General features: G+C 57.8%; 25 protein-coding genes. 12 read left to right on the forward strand and 13 right to left on the reverse strand.

What is annotated here, in order from left to right; genetic code table 11:
* Window positions 1-254 precede the first annotated feature (254 nt).
* Window positions 255-1,763, forward strand: a complete 1,509-nt coding sequence (locus HY36_RS05690) for a tetratricopeptide repeat-containing sulfotransferase family protein (RefSeq protein WP_051602539.1) — start codon at window positions 255-257, stop codon at window positions 1,761-1,763.
* A gap of 62 nt (window positions 1,764-1,825) precedes the next feature.
* Window positions 1,826-2,842, forward strand: a complete 1,017-nt coding sequence (locus tag HY36_RS05695) for an aldo/keto reductase (protein WP_035549683.1) — start codon at window positions 1,826-1,828, stop codon at window positions 2,840-2,842.
* Window positions 2,843-2,921: 79 nt separating this feature from the next.
* On the opposite strand, the gene HY36_RS05700 is transcribed toward HY36_RS05695, so the two are convergent.
* On the reverse strand, window positions 2,922-5,381 hold the full coding sequence (locus tag HY36_RS05700) for a DNA translocase FtsK (protein WP_035549685.1): 2,460 nt from the start codon (window positions 5,379-5,381) through the stop codon (window positions 2,922-2,924).
* A gap of 274 nt (window positions 5,382-5,655) precedes the next feature.
* Between HY36_RS05700 and HY36_RS17690 the strand changes: the two genes are divergently transcribed.
* A complete protein-coding gene (locus HY36_RS17690) occupies window positions 5,656-6,531 on the forward strand; it encodes a fasciclin domain-containing protein (protein ID WP_051602540.1) in 876 nt (291 codons plus the stop codon).
* A gap of 85 nt (window positions 6,532-6,616) precedes the next feature.
* Here the strand turns inward: HY36_RS17690 and amt are convergent, their stop codons facing one another.
* The gene (amt, locus tag HY36_RS05710) at window positions 6,617-7,996 is read right to left on the reverse strand and encodes an ammonium transporter (RefSeq protein ID WP_035549687.1); all 1,380 of its coding nucleotides are present in this window, start codon (window positions 7,994-7,996) and stop codon (window positions 6,617-6,619) included.
* Window positions 7,997-8,209: 213 nt separating this feature from the next.
* Here amt and HY36_RS05715 point away from each other — a divergent pair, with 213 nt between their 5' ends.
* Complete coding sequence (locus HY36_RS05715) at window positions 8,210-9,448, forward strand: FAD-dependent monooxygenase (RefSeq protein ID WP_051602541.1); 1,239 nt, start codon at window positions 8,210-8,212, stop codon at window positions 9,446-9,448.
* On the opposite strand, the gene HY36_RS05720 is transcribed toward HY36_RS05715, so the two are convergent.
* Genes HY36_RS05720 through trxA form a run of 4 tightly spaced genes read right to left on the reverse strand, consistent with a single transcriptional unit; the run spans window position 9,445 to window position 11,588 of the window.
* Window positions 9,445-9,750, reverse strand: a complete 306-nt coding sequence (locus HY36_RS05720; protein ID WP_035549689.1) for a gamma-butyrobetaine hydroxylase-like domain-containing protein — start codon at window positions 9,748-9,750, stop codon at window positions 9,445-9,447. The two genes, HY36_RS05715 and HY36_RS05720, sit on opposite strands and share 4 nt — an antisense overlap.
* Window positions 9,747-9,983, reverse strand: coding sequence for a Trm112 family protein (locus HY36_RS05725; RefSeq protein ID WP_035549692.1), 237 nt, complete (start codon window positions 9,981-9,983; stop codon window positions 9,747-9,749). Before HY36_RS05725 ends, HY36_RS05720 begins: the two co-directional genes overlap by 4 nt.
* 8 nt (window positions 9,984-9,991) lie before the next feature.
* Entirely contained in the window at window positions 9,992-10,642 is a 651-nt protein-coding gene (locus HY36_RS05730) for an LON peptidase substrate-binding domain-containing protein (RefSeq protein ID WP_035549695.1), read from the reverse strand.
* A 55-nt stretch (window positions 10,643-10,697) separates the two neighbouring features.
* Window positions 10,698-11,588 (reverse strand): thioredoxin, encoded by an 891-nt coding sequence (gene trxA / locus HY36_RS05735; RefSeq protein ID WP_035549698.1) that lies wholly within the window; start codon window positions 11,586-11,588, stop codon window positions 10,698-10,700.
* A 244-nt stretch (window positions 11,589-11,832) separates the two neighbouring features.
* Between trxA and HY36_RS05745 the strand changes: the two genes are divergently transcribed.
* Window positions 11,833-12,492 carry a LolA family protein gene (locus HY36_RS05745; RefSeq protein WP_035549701.1) on the forward strand — a complete coding sequence of 220 codons (660 nt, stop codon included), beginning with the start codon at window positions 11,833-11,835 and terminating at the stop codon, window positions 12,490-12,492.
* Between the two features lie 249 nt (window positions 12,493-12,741).
* Complete coding sequence (locus tag HY36_RS05750; RefSeq protein WP_035549703.1) at window positions 12,742-13,545, forward strand: exodeoxyribonuclease III; 804 nt, start codon at window positions 12,742-12,744, stop codon at window positions 13,543-13,545.
* Here the strand turns inward: HY36_RS05750 and HY36_RS05755 are convergent.
* Complete coding sequence (locus HY36_RS05755) at window positions 13,542-14,228, reverse strand: response regulator transcription factor (protein ID WP_035549803.1); 687 nt, start codon at window positions 14,226-14,228, stop codon at window positions 13,542-13,544. The two genes, HY36_RS05750 and HY36_RS05755, sit on opposite strands and share 4 nt — an antisense overlap.
* Window positions 14,229-14,327: 99 nt before the next feature.
* Here HY36_RS05755 and HY36_RS05760 point away from each other — a divergent pair, with 99 nt between their 5' ends.
* On the forward strand, window positions 14,328-14,837 hold the full coding sequence (locus HY36_RS05760; RefSeq protein ID WP_035549806.1) for a L,D-transpeptidase family protein: 510 nt from the start codon (window positions 14,328-14,330) through the stop codon (window positions 14,835-14,837).
* On the opposite strand, the gene HY36_RS05765 is transcribed toward HY36_RS05760, so the two are convergent.
* On the reverse strand, window positions 14,834-15,502 hold the full coding sequence (locus HY36_RS05765) for a YggS family pyridoxal phosphate-dependent enzyme (protein ID WP_035549706.1): 669 nt from the start codon (window positions 15,500-15,502) through the stop codon (window positions 14,834-14,836). The genes HY36_RS05760 and HY36_RS05765 overlap by 4 nt on opposite strands.
* 4 nt (window positions 15,503-15,506) lie before the next feature.
* Here HY36_RS05765 and HY36_RS05770 point away from each other — a divergent pair, with 4 nt between their 5' ends.
* Complete coding sequence (locus HY36_RS05770; protein ID WP_051602542.1) at window positions 15,507-16,130, forward strand: thiamine phosphate synthase; 624 nt, start codon at window positions 15,507-15,509, stop codon at window positions 16,128-16,130.
* Here HY36_RS05770 and HY36_RS05775 read toward each other — a convergent pair.
* Both HY36_RS05775 and HY36_RS05780 read right to left on the reverse strand, forming a co-directional pair.
* Window positions 16,127-16,579: an NtrZ family periplasmic regulatory protein gene (locus HY36_RS05775; protein WP_035549709.1), complete on the reverse strand. Its 453-nt coding sequence runs from the start codon at window positions 16,577-16,579 to the stop codon at window positions 16,127-16,129. The two genes, HY36_RS05770 and HY36_RS05775, sit on opposite strands and share 4 nt — an antisense overlap.
* A gap of 76 nt (window positions 16,580-16,655) precedes the next feature.
* Window positions 16,656-17,837 carry a porin gene (locus tag HY36_RS05780; RefSeq protein ID WP_035549712.1) on the reverse strand — a complete coding sequence of 394 codons (1,182 nt, stop codon included), beginning with the start codon at window positions 17,835-17,837 and terminating at the stop codon, window positions 16,656-16,658.
* Between the two features lie 106 nt (window positions 17,838-17,943).
* Between HY36_RS05780 and HY36_RS05785 the strand changes: the two genes are divergently transcribed.
* The 4 genes from HY36_RS05785 to holA are packed head-to-tail and all read left to right on the forward strand — an operon-like array spanning window position 17,944 to window position 22,477.
* Window positions 17,944-18,372 (forward strand): DUF3576 domain-containing protein, encoded by a 429-nt coding sequence (locus tag HY36_RS05785; protein WP_035549715.1) that lies wholly within the window; start codon window positions 17,944-17,946, stop codon window positions 18,370-18,372.
* A gap of 36 nt (window positions 18,373-18,408) precedes the next feature.
* The gene (gene leuS / locus HY36_RS05790; protein WP_035549717.1) at window positions 18,409-20,976 is read left to right on the forward strand and encodes a leucine--tRNA ligase; all 2,568 of its coding nucleotides are present in this window, start codon (window positions 18,409-18,411) and stop codon (window positions 20,974-20,976) included.
* Window positions 20,973-21,443, forward strand: a complete 471-nt coding sequence (locus HY36_RS05795; RefSeq protein WP_035549719.1) for a hypothetical protein — start codon at window positions 20,973-20,975, stop codon at window positions 21,441-21,443. The genes leuS and HY36_RS05795 overlap by 4 nt, the downstream gene beginning before the upstream one ends.
* The gene (holA, locus tag HY36_RS17695; RefSeq protein ID WP_051602543.1) at window positions 21,443-22,477 is read left to right on the forward strand and encodes a DNA polymerase III subunit delta; all 1,035 of its coding nucleotides are present in this window, start codon (window positions 21,443-21,445) and stop codon (window positions 22,475-22,477) included. Before HY36_RS05795 ends, holA begins: the two co-directional genes overlap by 1 nt.
* 4 nt (window positions 22,478-22,481) lie before the next feature.
* On the opposite strand, the gene HY36_RS05805 is transcribed toward holA, so the two are convergent.
* From HY36_RS05805 to rsmG, 3 genes are read right to left on the reverse strand one after another with little or no spacing between them, the layout of a single operon-like run.
* Window positions 22,482-23,399, reverse strand: a complete 918-nt coding sequence (locus HY36_RS05805) for a ParB/RepB/Spo0J family partition protein (protein WP_035549722.1) — start codon at window positions 23,397-23,399, stop codon at window positions 22,482-22,484.
* A gap of 5 nt (window positions 23,400-23,404) precedes the next feature.
* Window positions 23,405-24,217 (reverse strand): ParA family protein, encoded by an 813-nt coding sequence (locus tag HY36_RS05810; RefSeq protein ID WP_035549725.1) that lies wholly within the window; start codon window positions 24,215-24,217, stop codon window positions 23,405-23,407.
* Complete coding sequence (rsmG, locus tag HY36_RS05815; RefSeq protein WP_051602544.1) at window positions 24,204-24,827, reverse strand: 16S rRNA (guanine(527)-N(7))-methyltransferase RsmG; 624 nt, start codon at window positions 24,825-24,827, stop codon at window positions 24,204-24,206. Before rsmG ends, HY36_RS05810 begins: the two co-directional genes overlap by 14 nt.
* Window positions 24,828-24,830: the final 3 nt, after the last annotated feature.

Raw genomic sequence — 24,830 nt, forward strand, 5'->3', positions numbered from 1 at the left:
CTTAAGTTCCTACCTCACCTTCCTGAGCAGGACATCGGAGGGACCCCTCCCTCACGCCGCCATCCCATACGGCAGCACGATTGTTCCCAAGGAGTAAGATTTTTGGCACGCCTGTGCGTCACCCGTCTGCAGAACAGGATGAAAGGAGCACAGCTCTGACCAATAATTGGGCAAATTCACCGCAAAGCGCCCTGCTAGACGAGGCAGCCGCCATGCTGGCCAGACGGGAATACCGGGAGGCGCATGGATTGTGCATGAAAGCGCTGCAGGCTGACCCGGCAGAGATGCGCGCCTTTTACCTGCTTGGTATTCTCACGGCGGACCATTCAAATCATTCAAAAGCAATTGAGCTGTTTGACCGGGCCCTGGCGGTGGGGACACCCCGTTCGGACATTCTGGCGCAGAAGGCCCGGTGCCAGATCGCCCTGCTCCAGCGGGAAAAAGCTGTACAGAGCGCTGAGGCGGCGGCGAAGCTGGAACCGGATGACGCGTTCACGCTGGACACGCTTGGTGTTGTCTTCAGCCGGGCCGGCCTGCACGCGCGGTCCCTAGGTTTTTACCAGCGTGCCACAGATGCGGCGTCGGATGTGGCGGCCTATCACTACAATCATGGCGCGGCACTACAGTTTGCCGGGCGTATGGATGAAGCGCGCGATGCCTACCGCACATGTCTTGCGCTGGACCCGTCCGATACGCGGGCGCGCGCAGCCATTGTGCAGATCACGAAACAGACAGAAAGTCAGAACGAGATCGCTCAGCTGGAGCAGGTTTTCCCGTCGATTGCGGACGATGCCGATGACGCCCTGCGCATCGGCCATGCACTCGCCAAGGCGCATGAAGACCTCAACCGTCCGGCAGATGCGATGCACTGGCTAGCGCGCGCGAAGGCCGTAAAATGGGCGGGCCTGCACCATGACGAGGCGTTCGATGCGGCTGTGTTCGAGGCCGCAAAGCGCGCGGCGGATGAGCCGGGAGCTGGCGGTTTTACAGATGCCGCGCCGATCTTCATCGTGGGGATGCCCCGCACCGGCACAACTTTGGTCGACCGGATCCTCTCCAGTCACAGCGAGGTCACCTCAGCCGGGGAATTGGCTGATTTCGGCCTCGCCCTGAAACAATTGTCAGGCACGCGGTCGAACTATGTGCTGGATGCGGAAACACTGAATGCCGCCGCTCGGGTGGATGCCGCGACGGTGGGCCAGACCTATATGGCGCGGGTGAAGGCCACGCTCGGCCTGTCGGGTCGGTTCATCGACAAGCTGCCGCTAAACGCGATCTATGCGCCGATTATCCTGTCCGCATTGCCAAACGCGCGGATCATCTGCCTGCGGCGGCATCCGGCCGATACGGTGCTCAGCAATTACCGCCAACTGTTCGCGACGCGGTATCCGTATTATGATTACGCGCTGAACCTGGAAGCGACAGCGAACTATTATGTGGGCTTCGATCGCATGATCCGCCATTTCTCGGACACACTGCCCGCTGACCGGTTTACGCAAGTGCATTATGAGGACGTGGTGGCAGACATTGAGGGCGAAGCCCGGCGCCTGCTTGACTTCTGCGGGCTTGCCTTTGAGCCGCAATGTATTGATTTCCATCGGAATGCTGCGCCTGTCGCGACGGCCAGTTCCGCTCAGGTACGTGAGCCGCTCTACACACGCGCGCTGGCCCGGTGGAAACGCTACAAAGCCTATCTCGGCCCGGCGCTGGACATATTGGAAGCGGCTGACTGCATCCAGCCAAGCGAGCGCGCTGCCCCTTAGGCAACTCTGGTCATAGCTGAGCGAGGCATTAGACTTGTCCCTGACAGAGGGAGTCACACGCCATGAAACACCGCCGCCTCGGCAAGAGCGCCATTTACGTGTCCGATATCTGCATGGGCACAATGACTTTCGGGTCGCAAACCGATGAAGCCGAATCTCACAAGATCCTGGATGCCTGCTTCGACGCCGGGATCAACTTCTATGACACGGCAGAAAACTACCCCGTGCCGCCAAAGGTGGACTGGGCCGGGCGGACGGAAGAGATCTTTGGCCGCTGGATGAAGACCAAGGATCGCGACCGGATCATCGTCGCCACGAAAGTGTGCGGCCCGTCTCATGGATGGATCAAGGGCTCTCAGCGCGGGGAAATGACGGCGCTGGACCGACACAATATCCGCCGCGCGATCGAGGCCAGCCTGACACGCCTGCAGACGGACTATGTCGACCTGTACCAGACGCACTGGCCAGATCATGGCACCGATTTCGAAGAGACGATGGAAACGCTGGACGACTTGGTCCGCGAGGGAAAAGTTCGCGTCGTCGGCTGCAGCAATGAAGACGCCTGGGGCCTGATGAAAAGTATCGAGACGTCCAACCGTCTGGGCACGGTGCGCTATCATACCATTCAGAACAATTTTAGCCTGAACAATCGGCGCTTCGAAGATGCGCTCGCCAAAGTGTGTCGGCGCGAAGGCGTTAGCCTGATCCCGTACTCACCACTTGCGGGTGGTGTTCTGTCTGGCAAGTATCAGGACGGCGCGCTTCCGGAAGGCGCACGTTTTTCCAGCTATCTTCAGCATGGCGGGCGCCAGACACTGATGGCTGGACGCTTCGTGAATGAGAAGTCTCTGGAAGCAACGCGCCGATACATGGACATCGCGAAGGACGCGGGCATGGCTCCGGTGACGCTTGCCACAGCGTGGTCAAAACAGCATGATTTCGTTGCCTCCACCATTGTTGGCGTTTCCAAATTCGATCAGCTGGCGGATATACTGGCGGCAACTGACTTGGAGTTGTCAGACGATGTCATGAAAGCGTGTGATGCGGTTGCCAAGGATGTCATGTATCCGATGGGCTGAGGTTTAAAAAGGTCGAGCCCCCACCCGCTTCTGTGTCGGATGGAGGCTCTTCCTTTGTGACCCACCAAAGCTTGTGGGACTATTCCGGGCTTGGCCGTGCGCTGGCGAGAACTTCCCTCTTGCCAGCATGGTTCGGCGCAGAGATCGCGCCTTCTTCTTCCAGTCTGTCGATAACACCAGCAGCCTTGTTGTAGCCAATCTTCAGGCGACGTTGGAGATATGAGGTCGAGGCGCGCTGGTCACGCACAACAATGGCAAGCGCCTGGGCGTAGAGGTCATCCTCTTCGTCGCCGGAACTGGTGCCGAGCATCGCATCCATGACAGCTGATCCTGTGGAACCATCGTCAGGCGCTTCGAGCACATCCATGACATAGTCAGGCTCACCTTGCTCCTTGAGCCAATCGACAACAGATCCAACTTCCTCATCCGACACAAACGGGCCATGAAGACGTTGCGATTTCTTGCCGGGAGCCTGATAGAGCAAGTCACCCATGCCGAGCAATTGTTCCGCACCCTGCTCACCAAGAATCGTCCGGGAGTCGATCTTCGTGGTGACCATATAGGAAATCCGTGTCGGGAAGTTCGCTTTGATCGTACCCGTAATAACGTCTACAGATGGACGCTGCGTAGCCGTGATCAGGTGAATGCCCGCGGCACGCGCCATCTGTGCAAGTCGCTGAACACAGCCCTCAATTTCCTTGCCGGCAACCATCATGAGGTCTGCCATCTCGTCGATTACAACAACAATGTTAGGAATATGATCTGTAGGCAGAACTTCTGATTCATAAACCGGCTTGCCGTGTTCGTCGAAGCCTGTTTGCACCTTGCGGATCAGTTCGTCGCCATTGTTGCGATACTTGGCGGCCTTGTCGTTGAAGCCAGCCAGGTTCCGAACACCTGCCTTGGACATCAGCTCATACCGGCTTTCCATCTCGCGCACAGTCCACTGCAGCGCGTTCACGGCCTTCTTCGGATCGGTCACAACCGGGGCCAGCAGGTGTGGAATGCCCTCATAGATCGACAGTTCGAGCATTTTCGGGTCGATCATGATAAAGCGGCACTGCTCTGGCGAATGGCGGTAGAGCAGTGACAGGATCATCGCATTCACGCCGACGGATTTACCGGATCCGGTTGTACCCGCGATCAGCAAGTGAGGCATCTTGGACAGGTCGACCACGGTGGGCACACCGCCAATGTCTTCGCCCAGCGCCATAGGCAGGCTGGCCCGCGTTCCGACATAGGCTTCGGACTGGAGCAGTGTGCGCAGGAAGACCGTATCGCGATCCTCGTTCGGCAGCTCGATCCCGATGGCATTCTTGCCGGGCACGACGGCCACACGGGCAGAGATAGCGCTCATTGACCGGGCAATATCGTCTGCAAGAGAGATCACGCGAGATGACTTGACGCCGGGGGCGGGTTCCATCTCGAACAAAGTAATCACCGGGCCTGGGCGCACTTCCTTGATACGGCCGCGCACGCCGAACTCTTTCAGCACATCTGTCAGGCGCGCAGCCTTTTCGAGCAAGGCATCCTCGTCCACCGTGTCGCCGCGCTCCTCTGGCATCTGGAGCAGGTCGATGGAAGGCAGGCGTGTTGATTTGCGGCGACGTTCGGATTTGGTCACGCGCGGCTGGCTCGGCGCCTTTGGTTTCGACACAGGTACAGACAGGCGACGCGTCTGGATGGGTTCGAAATCGTCGTCCTCATCTTCATACATCTCATCCTCATCGAGGGACGTCTCGTCTTCCTCATAGGACTCGTCGTCTTCCTCGTCAAAGTCGACATCATAGGAGTCTGCATCGGCGTACTCCTCATCTCCTTTGACGACGCGTGCGCCGCGGTTGACGCGTTCCACCTCTTCCTCATCCACTTCCTGGGCCTTTGGCTTGAAGTGCGAAGCGACAGAAACAAGGAAGCCACCAATACCGGTTGCCTTGCGCGCGGCATGACGCCCGGACTGTGTCGCGGCATGCTGCAACAATTGCGCATCGCGGCGACGGAAACCCATGGCCGACAAGGCGGCCCACATGGAGGCCGCGCCGAGCAAGGCCCCCGCCCAAGTGTTCGGTGATGGCAAGAGCAAGGCGCGGAAAGGCATGGAGGCATAATAGAATAGCGCATCCCCGACCATGCCGCCGAGCCCGGCGGACAATGGCCAGGATTCCGGGACGGGCCATGCCGCGAAGAATGCAGCCGAAAGCGGCACGAACGCAAAACCCATGAGCCAGCGGCGCACGCGCGGCATGCCGATCAACACAGTACGCATGGCACCGCCAATCATCATGGCAAGACCCGCCGCCCAGGCCGACCAGCCGAGCATCTGCCGCGACAAGTCCGCAAAGATCGCGCCGGGCCCGCCGAACAGGTTCTGCACTTCCGCGTCTGTTGCTGCATTCCAGCTGGGATCGCTGGGCATGTAAGAGCCAACGCTTCCGCAGATGAATACGCCCAGACCGAAGGCCGCCGCCCCTGTCAGGATCCGCCAGATCGGGTCACTAACACTTGGGAGGTCGTCTTCAGTGTAAACGTAATCTGTCATGGGGTGAGGCATCTCCACTGGGGTCGCGGGGGAGCCCTCACTCTGCCGCAACACGCTTAACGCCCGGCAAACGCGCGTAAAACTTTTGCAGCGCGCAAATTAACTTTTCGGAGACCATGAGTGCCTGGACCTTGATGATTTTGAAGACCGAATTGATCCAGATCAAGAAGGCTGATCGCGTGTGCGGAATCGCGTGTATTCTCTGTAACCTTGGGAACTCTCAGGCCGGGGGCGCCATTGATCGAGCGAGACCAACCCCAAAGGAGAGCTCGATATGAAACGCACACTGATCGTTCCCGCAACCATCGCCCTGTTAACCGGTATGGCCGCTACGGCGCAGGAAACTAACGAATCCGCCGCAGAAATTAACACCTCGGCCGCAATCGAGGCAGAGGCAGACGTAAACACTGATGAAATGTCTGTTGAAGAGCTGAACGCGCTTCAGCTGGATGTTCTTGAATCATCTGACACGACCGAGGCCAGCGAAGAGCAGATATTCACCGCGCAGGCAGACACCGACACGATGACGGCCGATGCTGATCGCACACATCCGACCGGCGACACCAAGTCCCATGAATGGGACAAGGCCGACATGGACAAGCAGGTCACTGCAGAGGCTGATCTGGAAGCCGATACAGAAATGGGTATGGGCGGACCTGATTACGCGTCTGAAACCGCCGCGATGACCGATACCGCGATGCAGGGCACTATCGCCCAGCTTGCCTCCGAAGACGCCCGCTTCACGACCCTCGTTGCACTGGTTGAGCAGGCTGGCCTGAGTGAAAAACTGGACGCCGACGGCGAATACACTGTCTTCGCGCCGACGAATGCCGCCTTTGAAAAGCTTGACCCTGAACTGGTCACCAAGCTGAAATCCGGTGAAGCCAACGACACGCTGAAATCAATTCTGAAGACGCATGTTGTCGAGGGTGAAACCATGAGCAGCGCGCTGGTCGAAGGCGACAACACAGTCGCTACGATGGCAGACGCAGACCTGATTGTCCGCAAGACAGGCGACAGCGTTACAATTGGCAATGCGACGGTCGTCGCTGCTGACATCGACGCATCAAATGGTGTGATCCACGCAGTCGATACGGTCATCATTCCAGTTGATCTGGATCTGACCGACGAAGAAGAGACAGAGTCATAAGGCTCCTCCCCTTCTGGCCATGTGCCAAGGAAAAAGCCCCGGCAGATCGCTCTGCCGGGGCTTCTTTCTTGGGAGGTTACGCAGTTTAGTTTGCAAACTCCGGATAGGCTTCCAGGCCGATCTCGGACTTGTCGAGACCGAGTTCCTCTTCCTCGGCCGTCGGACGCACGCCGATGGTGAGCTTGAGAACATACCAGATGATGGCAGACACGATCATCACGAAGACACCGGTCAGAACCACGCCGACCAACTGGCCGATATAGTTCGGGTCACCAGCTTCGTTCGGCATGATGGCGTTCGTGTAGGAGAACGGAACCACCATTGTGCCCCAGATGCCGCAGACCAGGTGAGCCGGGATAGCGCCGACCACATCGTCGATCTTGAACTTGTCGAGCAGCGGTACGGAGACAACAACCAGGATACCACCGACAGCGCCGATGAGGATGGACGCACCCATGCTTGGTGCCAGCGGCTCAGCCGTGATGGACACCAGACCACCGATCGCACCATTGAAGACCATCGTGGCGTCGATCTTGCCCTTGTACAGGATAGCTGTCGTGAACATTGCCGCGATTACGCCACCTGCTGCAGCGAGGTTCGTGTTGGCGAAGATCTGGCTGACGGAGTTGATGTCAGCGATAGAGCCAGCGGCCAACTGGGACGCACCGTTGAAGCCGAACCAACCGAACCAGAGGATAAACGTACCGAGAGCGGCGAGCGGGATGTTGTTGCCCGGCATCGGATTTACCTGCTTGCCGAAATACTTGCCGATACGTGGCCCGATGATGATGGCGCCTGCCAGAGCTGCCCAGCCACCGGTTGAGTGAACCAGAGTGGAGCCAGCAAAGTCAGAGAAGTCCCAAGCGGAGTCGAGGTAACCACCACCCCACTCCCAGGATGCCACGATCGGATAGATGAACGCGGTCAGCAGGGCTGTGAAGATCAGGAATGGCCAGATTTTCACGCGTTCAGCGATCGTACCTGACACAATGGATGCGGCCGTTGCCACAAAGACCATCTGGAAGAACCAGTCAGAAGCAGCCGCATAATCCCCGTGCGACTCTTCAAGTGGTGCGCTGGACCAGATGAAATCCGGAATGCCGAACAGGCCGGCGGCGACTGTGGCGGATGGGTAGGCCATATTATAGCCGATCAGCCAGAACATGATGCCCGCAACAGAGAACAGGGCGACGTTCTTGGTCGACTGCATTGCTGCGTTCTTGGAGCGGACAAGGCCTGCCTCCAGCATGCAGAAACCGGCGGCCATGAACATCACGATGATGCCGCCAATCAGGAACAGATAGCTGTTGTCGACATAGGCGCTGGCACTTCCAGCAACGCTCTCTTCGAGCGCCGCAAGCCGGGCTTCCATGTCAGCATCCTGGGCATAAGCTGCTGCGCTTGCCATGATAGCGGCTGGCAGCAACGCTGCTCCGCGTATTGTATTTTTTAATGTTTGGCCCATCGGCCCCTCCTTCGTCACGAGACTGCAGAGCTCGGGACCCCCCGCGCTCTCCCAGAACCGATATGATTGCGGGCCCGTGCGAATGTCGCACCAGCATGGGGGATGACCGGTCTTTCTGGGGGGGCATGGTCAAAGCATGGGCAGTGATGCGGCGAATCGCCTAAAACTCCATCATCGCTGGACGATTGCTAACAGCGTCACTAGCTAAGGCTCATGACTCAAACGCACCCCCGGTCTGACCAGACGTATGACCTCGCCATCATCGGCGCTGGCCCCGTAGGTACGACGCTTGCCATCTTGGCAGCGCAGCGAGGATTTTCGGTCGCGCTTGTTGATGCGCGCGACCCGGACGTCGCGCCACGCCCGGATACTCGCACCTTTGCGATTGTGCGCGGCAGCTGGCGTTTGCTGGGCGCAGCTGGCGTTACAGACGCGCTCTGCGGATCGACTGAACCCCTCAACGGTCTTGAAGCAGTCGATGGCGGAACCCATTGGTTCGGTGCGCCCGGCGTGTTGTTCGGCAATGAAGACCTGCCCGACGATCCGGACGGCCAACCCCTCGGGCAGATGGTACCCGCCGCCGCGCTGCAGGCGGCGCTAGATGGCACATGCGCAGACATGGACCAGATCCACTGGATCCGCGGAAAACTGTTCCGGGACATGGAAACGGGCAATGCCGGGGCGATTCTCACCCTGTCCGACGAAACACAAATCAGCGCGCGCCTTGTCGCGGCCTGTGACGGCATGAAATCGGCGGTGCGCGAGTCGGTGGGGATCACGACCGAAGGACACGATTACAATCAGTCTGTCTTTGCGGCGAACGTGAAGCTGGATCGCCCGCATGAAGGCATTGCGCGCCAATTGTTCACGCCCGAAGGCCCATTCGCCACGCTGCCTATGCCTGACAATCGCGCCAATCTTGCCTGGTACATGAAACGCGGCGCGGCAGAGGCAATTGCTGCCATGCCTGTTGAAGACATCAATGCCGAATTGAATGCCCGCTTTGCTGACTTTGCCGGTCCCATGGAAATTGATGGTCCCTATTCCGCCTATCCACTTGTCATGCAATTGGCGACGCGGATGGTAGGGCCTCGCACCGCGCTGGTCGGCGATGCTGCACACCGAATCAATCCGCTGGCAGGACAGGGGCTTAATCTGGGCTTCAAGGATGTTGGTGCGCTGATTGATGTCATGTGTGACGCGCGGGATGTGGGCTTGGATCCGGGATCGGATGTGAGCTTGGAGCGTTACGAGAAATGGCGCCGGTTTGATGCAACGGCGGCCGCCATGTTCATGGATGGTATCGACAAGGCCTTCACGAATGACAGCGCGGTTCTTAAGCCCCTTCGGGGTCTTGCGCTTTCCCTCGCGCAAAAAATCACCCCACTACGTCAAGCACTCGCCCGCCAGGCAAGCGCCGATCAGGCCCATCTGCCGAGTTTGATGCGCTAGTCCGGCTTTGCAAGCTCCCGCAGGAGTTTCCAAGTATAGAGCCCGGAATCATGCCCGTCTGAAAACCTTATACGGATGGCATAGCGCCCAACTGGCTCTGCTCCGACGACAGAGATATCTTCCGGCACAGGTGCCTGTGGCGGCTTGGGTCCGCTGCCATGTCCTCGCACCTCTGCAGACGGGCTCTCTTCACGCAGGCGCTTGTAGGCAATCGTACCGGATACCCCGTCCTCGAAGGCAATGGCCAATTCCTGGGCTGATTTTCTGAATGCCAATTTCGTGGGCCAGGATGGTTCGCTCATGTGGTGGGCTCGTCGTCGGCTTCCACAGCATCCAGGTCTCGCGCCTCATCCGCGAGCATGATCGGAATTCCATTGCGGATCGGATAGGCAAGCCGGGCCTTCGGGGAGACGAGCTCATCTTCTGACCGGTCATAACTGAGCGGCTGGCGGCTGACCGGGCAGATCAGGATTTCCAGTAGGCGCGGATCAACCCCGGAAGGGCCCAGGCGCTGTGGCGCGGATTCGTCGGACATGAGAGCCTCTATTGCAGCGTGCCGCCGTCTTCGCCGGACACATCCATTTCAAGCAGGGTGATGAGCGTTTCAGTGCGATCTTTCAAGGTAGGCGCTTCAACGAGCGCCTGTTTTTCCATTACGGAGAACGGACATCCGGAGCAGAGGGCATTGACCAATGTTTCCAGCGGCGCTTCTTCCACAGCGCTCCAATCCGTCGACATGTCGTGCGCCTCAGTATAGTCGTGCAGCGCAGATACCAGACGAGACCGGTCAGGAAGTTTGGAATCTGGAACGTCTTTCAGGTCCGCTTCATAGGGTGCCCAGTCTGGCACGACCTGACGGTAGGGCGTCATCACGGAAAGTTCTTCCTTCACATCAAACCGGGCAATACCGGTCAGCGTGATCAGGTAGCGCCCATCGCCGGTTTCCGACCACGCGGTGATCCGTCCAGCACATCCTGTATGGGCAACATCCGGTTTTGCCTTGGAGCCGCCCACAGACTGGATCATGCCAATCATCCGCATATCCTGAATGACGTCATCAATCATGTTCAGATAGCGCGGTTCGAAAATGTTGAGCGGCAATTGCCAGCGCGGGAACAGCAACGCCCCCGGCAGCGGAAAGATAGCCAGCTCCTCGGGCAATTCGGAAAGGCGCGTGAAGCTGGGCTGTGACATATACTCGATCTCTTTCTGGTGTTGCCTGAAAGAGGGATGTGGCGCGCCTACGCCATCAGGCAAACATGAGCGACGCCAGACGACGCCGACCGCTGACGGTTGCTGGGTCAGTTGCGCCAGCCGCTTCAAACATTTGTAGCAGCTTTTCCTTGGCCTTGCCCTCTTTCCAGTCGAGGCCGGCGCTGAGGATAATCAGCAGATGATCAATGGCGTCCCCAAAACGCCCTGCCGCGGCGTACTTTTCGGCAAGGTCGAAGCGCTGGTCATGATTGTCCGGATCAGCGAGTACAGCTGACAGCGCCTCTTCAAACTCATCCGGAGCGGCCGCATCATCGCCCATCATGTCAATCGCCGTTCGGACGCCTTTGACGGCACTGTCATTGCGCTTGTCTTCCGGCACCATTTCCAGCGTGGCTTCGGCGCGCTCCTTGTCACCATTGGCAAGATAACACCGAGCAAGGCCTGCCAGCGCGGTAACGTTTTCAGGCTCCTGCTGGAGAATTGCTGCATAGATTTGGGCGGCCGTACCGATATCGCCAGCCTGGCTTGCCGCTTCTGCCTGTTCGAGCGCCTCGGCCAGCATCTTTCCGGCATCGGTGCCACTCAGCAGCTTGTCGATAAAGGCGTTGATCTGTCCTTCCGGAAGCGCGCCCATGAATGCATCAACCGGGCGGCCCTTGTCGAAGGCGTAAACCGCCGGGATAGAGCGCACGCCGAGCTGACCGGCATAGGCGGGGTTCTCATCAATGTTGATCTTGACCAGCTTGACCTGACCGCCGCGCGCGTCGACCGCCTTTTCGATGATCGGGCCCAGCGTGCGGCAAGGACCGCACCAGGGCGCCCAGAAATCAACGATAACCGGTTGGTTCTCCGACGCCTCCACGACGTCTGCCATGAAGTCCTGATCGGTCGTGTCCTTGATGTTCAGCGATGCCGTATCGGTCATAGGTATTGTGTCCCTTGAATATCTGCACGGAACATGGGCCGCAGCATCCCATTTCGCAAGGCAGCGGCCTGACACCGAAGCGCGCGGTCTACGTTCATCTGACAGTCAATTCCGGTGTTGCACTTGTTGAAGGTGAACCGCGCGCAACGAAAAGCGACGAAAATACCTTTTTCGCGCCCTGTTTCTGCAAGGCCCGCGCGCTTAAGTACAAGGCCATTGGTCAACGAACTGAGGAGACCGCAAAATGTTGAATATCCTTGCAAGCCTTGGAGCGATCACCGCAATCGCAACGTCGCCGCTCCCACTCAGCCTGCAGGCCACTGAGGCCGCAGCGCCAGCACCGCAAGTTTCCGAGCCGGCCGGCCTGAGCGAGGCCGATCGTCAGCGCCTTCTGAACCGAGCATCTACGGCCCTGGCCAAGGTTAAGACAGCCAGCGGCACGTTTGAGCAATTGTCACCGGACTATAGCGAATCCACTGGCCGATTTGCGTTGTCGCGCCCCGGTAAGGTTCGGTTTGAATATGATGACCCAAGCCCCCTGCTCGTCGTGAGCGATGGCACAACCGTCGGTCTTCAGGATTCCGAGCTGGAAACCACTGATCGGGTTCCCCTCGGAACCACACCGCTCGCCTTGCTGCTGGATGATGACATCGATTTCGCCACAGAGGCGGATGTGTTGGACGTAACCAACCGAAATGGCCGGGTGGAAATCACCCTGCGCGACAAGTCTGGCGAAATGGATGGCACGCTGACTCTCGTCATGCAAGAAAGCGATATGAGCCTGACCGGATGGCACACGCTGGACAGCGGTGGAAACCTGACACAGGTCCAGCTGACCGATGTTTCTTACGGTCAGCGCCTCAATCCGCGTCTGTTCGTTTTGAAGGATTTCGATGAGAACTGACGTGTTTGCACCACACCCAAGGACATAACACATTATTCACTTGATTTTTTTCTGTGGAGTGACATCTTTGCAACTGTCGATGACGAAGCAATTCGAGCGCAGCAACTGACCCCCCGCTGCAATCCTTGTGTCATCCACCGTCGGAGCCTTCCCCTCCCGACGAGACGTGTAAAGCAAGCGTCTGGCGCGCCCGAACTTCCCCGCGTTCGGGCGCGTTGACGTTTCAGGAAACACTGCTACGCAGCCTGAATGTCTAATTCTCTCAAAATCGTCAGCTGGAACATCAACTCTGTTCGCCTGCGTGCGCCAAACGTCGCCGCCTTCGTGGAGGAGGAGCAACCGGATGTTGTTTGCCTGCAGGAAACAAAGTGCCAGGACGGCGAATTTCCCGAAAAGGCCTTCAAGGAAATGGGATTGCCGCATCTCGTGCTGAACGGCCAGAAGGGCGGCCATCATGGCGTGGCCATCGCCTCGCGTTTGCCCATCGAGCGCATCGAGGCACCAGACCTGTGCCGCCACGGACATTCGCGCGTGATCGCGGCGAAAGTGGCCGGCGTGGAAGTCCACAACATCTACTTGCCAGCTGGCGGCGATGAGCCGGATCCCGAGGTGAATGACAAGTTTGCCCACAAACTCGATTTTCTGGAGCGACTGGGACCTGCCTACAAGAAGCAGTCAAAGACGCCGCGCGTCTTGGTGGGCGATCTGAACGTTGCGCCGCACGAAAACGATGTCTGGTCACACAAGCAGTTGCTGAAGATCGTATCCCACACGCCGGGAGAAACCGAACGTCTGGAAGACTCCCGCAACCAGGCCGCGTTTGCGGACATTGCTCGCCTGGCGGTAGAGGACCACCAGAAACTCTATTCTTGGTGGAGCTATCGCGCGAAGGACTGGGCCAAGAGCAATCGCGGACGCCGGCTCGACCATATTTGGATGAACCCCGCTGCACTGCCCGATACGAAGATCGACACCTTCAAGATCCACCTCGCATGGCGTGGAGGCTGGAAACCCTCGGACCACGCGCCAATAAGCGTCGAAATGAAGGTTTAAGGTTGCAGGCGATAACCGCCAGCATCTGTCAGCAACAAGCGGGCATTAGCCGGGTCCGGCTCCACTTTCTGGCGCAGGCGATAGATGTGCGTTTCCAGCGTGTGGGTTGTGACGGTTGCATTGTAACCCCACACCTCTGACAAGAGCTCGTCCCGCGCAACAGGCTTGCCCTGCGCGCGATAGAGATATTTCAGGATGTTGGTTTCCTTCTCGGTCAGGCGCACTTTTCGGCCGTCTTCCGTGACCAGCAACTTCATCGATGGGCGAAACTCATAAGGCCCCACCTGAAATGTAGCGTCCTCGGATTGCTCAAAGCTGCGAAGATGTGCACGCACGCGCGCCAGCAATACCGAGAATTTGAACGGCTTGGTGACATAGTCATTCGCGCCGGATTCGAGCCCGAGGATCGTATCGGCGTCGCCATCCTGTCCTGTCAGCATGATGATCGGCGCGCGGACGCCTTTCTGCCGCATCTGTTTGCAGGCTTCGCGGCCATCCATGTCCGGCATGTCGACATCCAGCAAGATCAGGTCGATCCGCTCCGCCAGCGCGTGGGTGATCCCCTCATGCGCGTTTGCTGCCTGTAGCGTGTCGAACCCGTCATGCAGATCGAACTGTTCCGCGAGTGCTTCGCGCAGGTCTTCATCGTCATCTACCAGCAGAATGGTCTTCTTGCCTGTCACGGGCGTCTCCTTCGAATTCGAACGTCGCTGTGTATTGCGACTGGCGACAGATGCCATATGACTTTGCATGACGCGTGATCACAAGTCTGGGAGCATTTGGTGAGCCTGAAATTTACCGCAAGCCCGACGGGGAAATTCTCAGGCCCGGGCTTCACCGCCCGCTGCGCGCTGGGAAAGGGCGGGGTCGTTACCGCTTCACAGAAGCGCGAAGGGGACGGGGCCTCTCCTGCCGGGGTGTGGCCGGTACGCAATGTTTTCTACAGGCCCGACCGGGTAGAAACGCCCGTGACCAGCCTGCCAATGGTACCGCTCAAGCCACATGATGGCTGGTGCGACGCCTCGAACCATCCGCTTTACAATCGTCCGGTCTCGCTGCCCTTCGCGGCCAGTCACGAAAAACTCTGGCGCGATGACCACGTCTACGATGTGATCGTCGAGCTGGGTTACAATGATGATCCGGTCGAAGCCGGACGCGGAAGCGCGATTTTCCTGCACATTGCCCGGCCGAACTATGAGCCGACGGAGGGCTGTATCGCGCTCGAAAAAAGCGACCTGCTTGCGGCTCTGGAACTGATGCTTCCGGGTACCGAAATCGAAATCTCGTTCTAGGCTGAATTATCGCGAGGCCCGAACAGGGCGGTTCCGATGCGCACATGGGTCGCGCCGAACTGCGCGCCTGTCTCGTAATCGGAGCTCATGCCCATGGAGAGCTGCTCCAAACCAAGGCGCCCCGCTATTCTGGCCAGAAGGGCAAAGTGAGGACCGGCGGGTTCTTCGACAGGCGGAATGCACATCAGGCCGACCACATCCAGCGCTGCCTCACGTGCTGTCTGGAGCAGACTTTCCACTCCATCGGGTGAAACACCCGCCTTTTGTGGCTCTTCACCCGTATTGACCTGGATCAGATATTTCCGACGCAGCCCTGTTTTCTCTTCAGCCTTGGCCAACTCCCGGCACAGTTTCGGCCGATCGATCGTTTCAATGACGTCGAACAAGCGCACAGCGTCCTCCGCCTTGTTTGATTGAAGCGGCCCGATCAATCGAAGTTCCAGATCTGGATAGTCTGCCTTGCGGTCCTCCCAATGCTGGTAGGCTTCTTGAACGAGGTTCTCACCGAATACTCGGTGGCCCGTCGCCAGAATCTCTTTCAGTGCTTCGTCAGGTTGGGTTTTGGTCACTGCAACCAGTGTCGGCGCCGTATCACACAGGCGCTCCAGATCGCTCAGGATCTCTGCGCGGCGCTTGGCAATTCCGGGGAAGTCCGTATCAGTCATCGTGATGGTGCAGAAACCCCAATCCGATGCGAGACGCAAGCTGATCTCTGCGGCGCGATGCGCTGGTCATCATTTGCCTTCATGGTTGCCACTTGCCCTGTTTCTCACCGATCCGAAGCGCACACCGGACCCGATCTCAGTGGCGGAAAACCTTCCTGCCGGGTGGGGAATTGTTTATCGGCACTTCGGTGCAAAGCATCGGTTGTGGCAGGCGCGGCAGTTGGCGGAGATTGCGAACCGGCGGGGACTGGCCTTGCTGATCGCGGCAGACCCCGTACTTGCCGTAAAGGTCGGTGCAGCAGGCGTGCACTGGCCCTTCGCGCAAAGGTACGCTGCCCGGAAATGGCGAGCGCGGTTCGACCTGATGAGTGTCAGTGCGCACGGTGGCGACGAATTGCGACAGGTGAAGCCGGATGTGTTTGATGCGGCACTCGTTTCCGCGGTCTTTCCATCAACCAGCCCATCAGCTGGTACCCCGATTGGTTCCCATCAGATTCGCGTTTTGTCGCGGCAAAGCGGTATTCCGGTCTATGCGCTGGGGGGCATAAATTCACGCAATGCGGCCTGCGTCAGTGGATCAGCGGGTCTTGCGGCGATTGAAGGTATTCAGGACGCGTTTGGGCCCTAGAACTTGAACGCAGACTTCAGCCGGATACCGGCTTCGACTTCGCGGGATTCCCACGTTGAGGTGTCATTCAGCTCGTCTGCGCCAACACTGACCTCACCCCCGACCGAAAAGCGCGGCGTGATGCGGAATGTCGCGCCAGCCTGCATTTCCTCGCGTGGCAGGGGAGACAAATCTGTGCGGGACACCTTGTCCAGATTCAGTTGCCACCGCGTATTGCTGCCAAACTGCATCGAGAATTCGCGATCTGGCTTTGCCTGCCATACCGGCTCAGCGCTGGCGGGTTTGGACTGCGCAAATTGACGGTACCATTCAGACTGCGCGGCAGAGGTCTCTGAAATGCTGGGGGCTGCCAATTCCATTTCGGGCGCAGGCACGGAATCTTGCGCAGCAGCTGGCATAGCCAACGCAGCGCACAGCGCGATCCCAAAAGTTACAAAGCCCAACTTCATTTCTTGCACCTCTGAACACAGAAATAGTCAGATGGGCGGGTAAAGAGAAGATTAAGAATCTGACAGGGCCGCGATTCTAACGCGATAGTGTGATTTCTATCACAATGCCGTCGGGTGAATTGTTCCACTCGGCGGCGATATTCTCTTCGGATGCTACACGATCCAGGCTGTTTTCGCCATATCCGAGAGAGATTCTTGCAAATTCTGTAACATCGTGAGCGATGCCAATTTTCCATGCATCTCCTTCAAGTGACGTGAGTCCGTCTTCCGCGGCCCCAAATTCAAGCCCGATCCGAGTTTTTCCGAATGTCTTGGTCACTCCGGCAGTCCATGATTCGTAGTCCGCGCTTTGGGCAAGGCCGTTATCCGACTGCAGCCAGGTGAAGCCGAGGGATATGGTTTCGAACTCTGCCCTGGCACCTGCCGAGAATGTGGTGACGCGATCATAAACGGATGTCGCGTAGAACGGCGTGTCCACGTCCGCCGTGCTGGCGGCCAGCGCCGCACTTACCCGCACCCCTTGGTCCCGCAACAATCGAGAGACGTTTACTGAACCCTCGACTGCGTTCGTCAGCGTGATCGGCGCGACACCCGGCAGGTTCCGGTCCGCATCGCGATCAAGGCCCCTGACGTCTGCTTTGGGGGTAAAACTCAGCCCTGCACGGATTCCGACAAGGCGGGGTGTAGCATAACTCAGTTTGGCCGATGGCCCCGTTAGATCATGCCGCGTGGTAACCATGTCGATGCCTGTCGGATCAAGGGATTGGCGGCCAAGTGCCAACGTGCTGAAAACCGACGGTGCATTTTCCTGAAAGCGTGCGGCAACACCCTCATCCCTACCGAGGCGGACTTCACCATAACCGCCGCCTATATAGACGTAAGCCTCTTCCAGCTCGGCCCGTAAATCGACCTCGTCCGGCGCCGGCCCTGAGGCGAGACCCGTGTAGGCGCCCTGAAAGCCAGTTTGCGAACTGTCCCCAGGAATGAAGATACCGCTAAATCCTGCGCGCTGGGGATGATCCTTTTGCGCTTCAACGCGGCCGGAAACACCAATCTCCAAACCATTTTCCAAAATTCGGTTCGTGGATGCGCCGGCCCAGATCCTGCCGAGCGCCTGCTCATCCGCATCGGGCGCCAGAACTATTGTAGCCCCGAATTCGGTTTCCGTTTCCCACGGGTTCCAGTCCTCTTCCCATTGGGCGTGCGCAGCAGGCATCGCGAACAGGACCGTCAGCAGCGAGATTCCCACGACTTTCATTCCGATCCTCCATCCGCCACCACGCGCAGATCAGCACTGGCGAGCCTGTAAACCCCTTGTTATACAAACGCCCGTCAACAAGGTCTTGCACTCAGGAACTTTCTTCATGGTCAAATATGTTTTCTCTGCGGCGGTTGCCGGCATGCTGATGGTTTCAGGCTGCCAGTCCAGTTCAGGGCCCAGCGCCGAGGCGCGCGTCGTTCAACAGAATATCGGCAGCGTGAATCCATATCTCTGGCGCGCATCGCTCGACACGTTCGAGAACATGCCTGTTGCAACGGCTGATCCAATCGGCGGCCTAATCAATTATGACTGGAAGTCTTTTGAGACCGCGCCGAACGAGCGCATCAAGGCAACGGTCTACATTCTCGATACCCGCCTGCGCGCAGATGGCGTGAAAGTCTCGGTATTCCGTCAGGAAAAGAATGAATCGGGCGAATGGGTTGATGTCAGCATCGATCCGGAAACAGCGCTTCAGCTTGAGAACAAGATTCTGGATCGCGCGCGCTTGCTGAAGAATTCCCAGCTGGGCTAAGCCCGGCCGACACATTTATCCAGAAAGGTCAGGGCCATGGCGACCCGTTACGATCCGCAAATTGCGGAACAGAAATGGCGTGCAGCCTGGGACAAGGCCGCGCTATTCACCGCGAAATCTCCAGCCGAAGCTGGCGATGCACCGAAGGCTTACGTGTTGGAGATGTTCCCGTATCCGTCGGGTCGCCTTCACATGGGTCATGTGCGCAACTACGCGATGGGCGATGTTGTTGCGCGTCACAAGCGCGCCAAAGGCTATAACGTCCTGCACCCGATGGGATGGGACGCCTTCGGCATGCCGGCAGAGAACGCCGCAATGGAGCGGAACGTCCATCCGGGCGAATGGACCTATCAGAATATCGCCGCCATGAAGGCCCAGTTCATGAAGCTCGGCCTGTCGCTGGACTGGAGCCGTGAGTTTGCAACGTGCGATCCTGAATATTACGGCGCACAGCAGGGACTATTCCTGAAATTCCTGGAAAAGGGCCTTGTCTATCGCAAGGCCTCCAAAGTGAATTGGGACCCTGTCGACAATACTGTGCTGGCCAATGAGCAGGTGATTGACGGCCGTGGCTGGCGCTCTGGCGCATTGGTCGAGCAGCGCGAACTGACACAATGGTTCTTCCGCATCACCGACTATGCCGAAGACCTGCTGGAAGAAGTGAAAAAACTGGAACGCTGGCCTGAGAAAGTCCGAACGATGCAGGCGAACTGGATCGGCCGGTCGGAAGGCCTGCAGATGCGGTTCGAGTTCGACTCGGCAGCACCAGCTGGCTTCGATGACGGCATCGAAATCTTCACGACTCGTCCTGATACGCTGTTCGGCGCAAGCTTTATCGCCTTGTCGCCAGATCACCCACTGACGATTCAATTGGCTGATAGATCCGACGAGCTGAAGGCTTTCCGTGCAAAATGCGCCCAGATCGGAACGAGCGAAGAAGCCATCGAGAAAGCCGAGAAGCTCGGCTTCGACACCGGTCTGACCGTTAAACATCCATTTGATGACACGAAGACATTACCCGTTTGGATCGCGAACTTTGTACTGATGGGCTACGGCACTGGCGCGATTTTTGGCTGCCCGGCGCATGACCAGCGCGACATTGATTTTGCCCGGAAGTATGATCTCAACGTCACCCCAGTCGTTCTGCCTCCAGATGCCGATCCGGCCGTGTTCGATGTCGAAAGTGAAGCCTATACCGGCCCCGGCAGTATCTTCAATTCAGGCTTCCTCGATGGTTTGTCGATCGAAGACGCAAAGCGCGCGGCGATAGAAAGAATCGAAGCGATGGGCCTCGGCGAAGGGACGGTAAATTACCGCCTGCGCGACTGGGGTGTTTCCCGCCAGCGCTACTGGGGCTGTCCAATTCCAGTGGTGCATTGCGACAGCTGCGGCGTCGTGCCGGTGCCTGAAGCTGATCTGCCTGTGAAGCTTCCGGATGAAGTGTCATTCGACCAGCCCGGCAATCCGCTGGAGCGGCACCCAACCTGGAAACATGTTGACTGTCCGAGTTGCGGCAAGGCCGCACGGCGAGAGACTGACACGCTGGACACGTTTGTCGACAGTTCCTGGTACTATTCCCGCTTCGCCAGCACAAATGATCTTGAAGAGCGCGCCTACTGGATGCCGGTGGACCAGTATGTCGGCGGTGTCGAGCATGCGGTTCTTCACCTGCTCTATGCCCGATTCATTGCCCGTGCGATGCGCGATGTAGGCTTGCTTGACTTGCCGAACGGCGAACCCTTCGCCGGCCTCTTCACACAAGGCATGGTCACGCACGAAACCTACAAGTCTTCAGCTGGCAAATGGCTACAGCCGTCTGAAGTCACGCGCGATGGCGATACCTGGATTGAAACAGCAACGGGAGCGGTTGCTACGGCTGGGCCAATCGAGAAGATGTCCAAGTCGAAGAAGAACACGGTCGATCCGGATGCCATTATCGGCCAGTTCGGCGCGGACGTAGCGCGATGGTTCGTGCTGTCTGACTCTCCGCCTGAACGTGACGTCGAATGGACACAATCCGGGGTCGAAGGCGCAGCTCGATTCGCGCAGCGTTTCTGGAGTGTCTTTGACGGTTTGCCAGTAAACACTGAAATTGCACCCGGTGACGATGCTGAATCGACAGGTCTCCGCAAGACGAGCCACAAAGCCGTAGCGGCAATCGACAAGGCCATCGAAGAGTTCCGCTTCAACTCTGCCGTCGCAACGATTCATGAATGGGTCAGCGCATTGAAGAAGGCCGAGTCAGCGGGTGATGCTGTGCTCGGCGCGCGGGTTGAAGGGGCATCCATGTTGGCACGGTGTGTGACACCATTCATGCCACATCTGGCTGAAGCCTGTTGGGAACGGCTTGGACAACCGGCATTCGTGTCTTCGGCGCCGTGGCCCGTCGCAGATTCTGCACTGCTTGTTGATGATGAAGTGACAATGGCGGTGCAAGTCAACGGCAAGCGCCGTGGCGAAATCACTGTCCCGAAGAGCATGGAAAAATCAGATATCGAAGCCACCGCATCCGCTCTTCCGGAAGTGGTAAATTTCATTGAAGGCAAGTCCGTGAAGAAAATCATTGTTGTGCCCGGGCGCATCGTGAATATCGTAGTCGCATGAGACATTTGATTGCCATCGCTGCCCTAAGCCTGATCGCAGCTTGCGGTTTCCAGCCAGTCTATTCCAGCGGCTTTAATGAAGGCCGAGCAGGAAATATTACGGTCGAAAAAATTGATGGTCGCGCAGGATACGAGCTCCGCAGAACGCTGCTTCAGGAATTAGCGATTGGTCTTCCGAATGTATCTGAGCCTGCCACACTTTCTGTGAAACTCTCGGAGAGTCTGTCGCGCCTCACCTTCGAGACGGATGGCGCGGCGACCCGGTCCAGTATTGTGTCGAGTGGGTCATATGTCTTGAACTATGGTGGCAAGCGTCTTTCGGGACGACAAGAAGCTGAGATCAGCTTTTCTGTTCCTGATAGCCCATATGGCGATATTGCCAACCAAACTGGAGCAAGCACGCGAGCGGCGCGCCAACTTGGTAAGAAGATCGCGGATGATATCCGGCTGAAACTGTCGGCCGACTAATGTTATTAAAGGGCAAACAGGCCGCTGATTTTGCCCGCAAGCCCAAACCGTCGGTCTGGGCGGTTCTCGCATTCGGCGAAGATCCGGGGCTTTCATCAGACGCGGCCCACGCCCTGATCAAAGCCTGGACGCCCAAGGGCGCGACGATGGATGTCACCACACTGGATGATGATTCCATCAAGAAAGATCCCTCTCTCCTGTTTGATGGTCTTGAAGCCGTTTCCCTGCTGGGCGATCCGCGCGTCATTCGAGTGCGCACCAGCGGCGACAAGATTGCTGCTCTTCTTATAGAGGCAATTCAGAAAGGCGATTCTCAGGAAGAATACTATTCAGCCCGCCTGATCATCGAAGCCGGGGGCCTTCAAAAACGCTCGAAGCTGCGCGCGGCCGCCGAGTCCGCCCAGTCGACCGCCTGTCTTCAGCTGTTTGCAGATGATGCCGGCGACATTGAACAACGCGTGAAGTCTGTCCTGAAGGCGGAAGGCGTCGAGATCATTCCGGAAGCGCTCGCACTCTTTGTAGGCGACCTGCCCGGTCACCGAAATCTTGCAAACTCCGAAATAGAAAAACTCGCACTCTATGCTCGTGGACTGGGCCGCCCACTTGATTTGAACGACGTCCGGGCGTTGTCGGCCACAGATGTCGATCACAATCTTTCAGCTGCCATTCGCGCAGCGCTCGATGGAAAGCCCGCACTGGTTCACTCCACACTTGATCGCCTGGCAGTTGCGGGAACGAGTGGAATTTCGATTCTGCGCTCCCTCCAGTTTGAAACTATGCGAATGCTGGATGCCCAGTCCAGGATGGCTTCCGGGCAATCCAATCCCGGTATGAAATTACGGCCACCGGTCTGGCAAAGTGAATGGGGCATGTTCAGTGCACGACTCAGGAAATGGCCAACCAAGCGCCTGATGCGTGTCATGGAACGCATCTATGAGGCAGAGCAACAGGCAAAGTCCGGATCAGGTAGTGCAGATCCCGTGATACGTGTACTGATGAATGAGATCGCCCGAGCTGCAGAACTCGCCAGCTAGAAGATCAAAGCTTGTTCCGCTTGGCTGTGAGACGGCGACATACATCATCCAGCTGTTCAAGATCGCGGTACTTGATCCGCAATTCACCGCCATTCTTTCCGTGCCGGATATCCACATCAAGGCCAATGGACCGTGATAAATCCGCTTCAAGCGCCTCGGTGTCGACGTCTTTCTCATCAGGCTTCGGTCGTGCAGATTTCGTTTCAATCGGCGTATCTTCACGCGCAGCTTTGGCATGAGCCTCCACTTCGCGAACCGTCAGGCCCTTCTCTACTGCCAGCTCTACAAGTGCTTCGGGATCCGGCGCACCAAGAGCCGCACGTGCATGCCCCGCAGTTATGTGGCCAGCTCTCACACGCTCTCGTGCAGCTTCCGGCAGCTGAAGCAAGCGTAGCGTATTGGTAATGTGTACCCGGCTTTTTCCGACACTCGTTGCCAGGCTGTCCTGAGTGCGACCAAAGCGCTGCATCAGCGCATCATAGGCTTCGGCTTCTTCAATCGGGTTCAGGTCCGCCCTCTGGACGTTCTCGATAATCCCAATTTCCAGCAGCTCGAGCTCGTCGGTATCGCGCACGACGGCGGGAATACTGGTCAGACCGGCGAGCTTGGCGGCGCGCCAGCGGCGCTCACCCGCAATGATCTGGTAGTCATTCTTCTGCTTTGGATCGGGGCGCACCAGGATTGGCTGAAGCACGCCTTTCGTCTTCAGTGACTCTGCAAGTTCTTGCAGAGCTGTTTCGTCGAACGTCCGCCGCGGTTGCTTGGGATTCCGTCGAATTCGATCAATCGCAATCTCTGATGCGCCCTTTGCGCCACCCTCTTCCGATTTGGAATCGGGAGGCGATACCGCTTCGACTTCTCCAATCAAGGCAGACAGGCCGCGTCCGAGGCGGGAGGGTTTTGTCTTTCCGTCTTCGCTCATTGGGATCAGGCCGCGCGCGCTTTTTCACGTTGAAGAACTTCCGATGCGAGGCGGATATAGGCCTCACTTCCCGGACAACGATAATCGTATAGAAGCGCCGGCTTTCCAAATGACGGCGCCTCGGACAAACGCACATTCCGAGGAATGACCGTGTTATAGACCTTCGCACCAAAGAATGCCCGCACCTCGTCAGCCACCTGATCCGACAGATTGTTCCGGCGATCATACATGGTCAGGACAACGCCCTGGATTTCCAGATTCGGATTCAGGCCAGATCGGATAACTTCGACGGTGCGCAACAATTGGCTGAGACCCTCAAGCGCCAGAAACTCACACTGCAATGGTACAAGCAGCGCGTCAGCTGCGGTCATCGCGTTCATGGTCAGGGACGACAATGATGGTGGGCAATCAATCAGAATATAGTCGTATTCAACGAGTTCGCCCTGTTCTGCGCGAGCGATATATTGGTGAAGCGCATCACGCAATTTGTACGACCGGCGGGAATCGTTCGCGAGTTCGGTTTCAACACCGGACAGATTTTCATCCCCGGGAACGATGTCCAAGCGCGGCACGATGGTTGAGAGAACAGCATCCTCCAACGGAATCTGATCAACGACGATATCATAGGATGTTTGGTGGCGATCCTGACGCTCGATACCAAGTCCCGTGGACGCATTACCCTGAGCGTCGAAGTCGACAATCAGGACACGGCGTCCGACGGCGGCCAATGCGGTACCGAGATTGATAGAGGTCGTGGTCTTACCGACCCCGCCTTTTTGGTTCACAACAGCAAATATTCTGGGTTTACCGCCTGCCACGTTCGAGCTCCCTCACGATTAAGATGACGCCTGACCCACCAGTGCGACTTGGAATCGCCTCATACGCGAAGTTCCAACTTTGCTGGGCGTCCGTCAATTCTTCTTTCCAGCGTTCGCCTTTTAGAAAAACCCCTGTGGCGCCGTTTTCCATCCAGGGCGACGCGTATTCCAGAAGTTTTGGCATCGGTGCGAACGCTCGCGCCGTCACAATTTCCGCATCGGAATTTGGTGCCGCCTCTATTCGACCCTGATAAACGGCGGCATTCAGACTTGCTTCAGTAATCGCAGCGCGTAAATACGCGCACTTTTTTCCAACGCTCTCCATCATCGTCACGTGCCCACTTGGACGGGCTGCGGAAACAATGAGTCCCGGAAACCCGGCGCCTGATCCCAGATCCACACATTTTGCCGCCTCGGGAACGTATGGAAGGATTTGAAAGGAATCGGCCACGTGTCGCGTCCAGATCTGCGGCCATTCACGCGGTCCGATCAAGTTTGACCGTTTGCGCCAAGCGTCCAGGGTTAAGATTATCGCGTCCAATCTTTCCGATGTTTCACGTGAAACATCGAATTCGGCGTGAAACGCCGCGCGGTCGTCAGAATTCATCATGAA

This window comes from Hyphomonas atlantica corrig. (assembly GCF_000682715.1).
Classification (GTDB): domain Bacteria; phylum Pseudomonadota; class Alphaproteobacteria; order Caulobacterales; family Hyphomonadaceae; genus Hyphomonas; species Hyphomonas atlantica.

Excerpts from the sequence above, each read along its gene's own strand:
- HY36_RS05750 (WP_035549703.1), top strand. The coding sequence starts at position 12,742 with ATGTCTAATTCTCTCAAAATCGTCAGCTGGAACATCAACTCTGTTCGC.
- HY36_RS05765 (WP_035549706.1), bottom strand. The coding sequence starts at position 15,502 with ATGACTGATACGGACTTCCCCGGAATTGCCAAGCGCCGCGCAGAGATC.
- HY36_RS05795 (WP_035549719.1), top strand. The coding sequence starts at position 20,973 with ATGAGACATTTGATTGCCATCGCTGCCCTAAGCCTGATCGCAGCTTGC.
- HY36_RS05715 (WP_051602541.1), top strand. The coding sequence starts at position 8,210 with ATGACTCAAACGCACCCCCGGTCTGACCAGACGTATGACCTCGCCATC.
- HY36_RS05770 (WP_051602542.1), top strand. The coding sequence starts at position 15,507 with ATGGTGCAGAAACCCCAATCCGATGCGAGACGCAAGCTGATCTCTGCG.
- HY36_RS05730 (WP_035549695.1), bottom strand. The coding sequence starts at position 10,642 with ATGTCACAGCCCAGCTTCACGCGCCTTTCCGAATTGCCCGAGGAGCTG.
- HY36_RS05805 (WP_035549722.1), bottom strand. The coding sequence starts at position 23,399 with ATGAGCGAAGACGGAAAGACAAAACCCTCCCGCCTCGGACGCGGCCTG.
- HY36_RS05695 (WP_035549683.1), top strand. The coding sequence starts at position 1,826 with ATGAAACACCGCCGCCTCGGCAAGAGCGCCATTTACGTGTCCGATATC.
- rsmG (WP_051602544.1), bottom strand. The coding sequence starts at position 24,827 with ATGATGAATTCTGACGACCGCGCGGCGTTTCACGCCGAATTCGATGTT.
- trxA (WP_035549698.1), bottom strand. The coding sequence starts at position 11,588 with ATGACCGATACGGCATCGCTGAACATCAAGGACACGACCGATCAGGAC.
- HY36_RS05690 (WP_051602539.1), top strand. The coding sequence starts at position 255 with ATGAAAGCGCTGCAGGCTGACCCGGCAGAGATGCGCGCCTTTTACCTG.
- leuS (WP_035549717.1), top strand. The coding sequence starts at position 18,409 with ATGGCGACCCGTTACGATCCGCAAATTGCGGAACAGAAATGGCGTGCA.
- amt (WP_035549687.1), bottom strand. The coding sequence starts at position 7,996 with ATGGGCCAAACATTAAAAAATACAATACGCGGAGCAGCGTTGCTGCCA.
- HY36_RS05725 (WP_035549692.1), bottom strand. The coding sequence starts at position 9,983 with ATGTCCGACGAATCCGCGCCACAGCGCCTGGGCCCTTCCGGGGTTGAT.
- HY36_RS17690 (WP_051602540.1), top strand. The coding sequence starts at position 5,656 with ATGAAACGCACACTGATCGTTCCCGCAACCATCGCCCTGTTAACCGGT.
- holA (WP_051602543.1), top strand. The coding sequence starts at position 21,443 with ATGTTATTAAAGGGCAAACAGGCCGCTGATTTTGCCCGCAAGCCCAAA.
- HY36_RS05720 (WP_035549689.1), bottom strand. The coding sequence starts at position 9,750 with ATGAGCGAACCATCCTGGCCCACGAAATTGGCATTCAGAAAATCAGCC.
- HY36_RS05745 (WP_035549701.1), top strand. The coding sequence starts at position 11,833 with ATGTTGAATATCCTTGCAAGCCTTGGAGCGATCACCGCAATCGCAACG.
- HY36_RS05780 (WP_035549712.1), bottom strand. The coding sequence starts at position 17,837 with ATGAAAGTCGTGGGAATCTCGCTGCTGACGGTCCTGTTCGCGATGCCT.
- HY36_RS05700 (WP_035549685.1), bottom strand. The coding sequence starts at position 5,381 with ATGACAGATTACGTTTACACTGAAGACGACCTCCCAAGTGTTAGTGAC.
- HY36_RS05775 (WP_035549709.1), bottom strand. The coding sequence starts at position 16,579 with ATGAAGTTGGGCTTTGTAACTTTTGGGATCGCGCTGTGCGCTGCGTTG.
- HY36_RS05785 (WP_035549715.1), top strand. The coding sequence starts at position 17,944 with ATGGTCAAATATGTTTTCTCTGCGGCGGTTGCCGGCATGCTGATGGTT.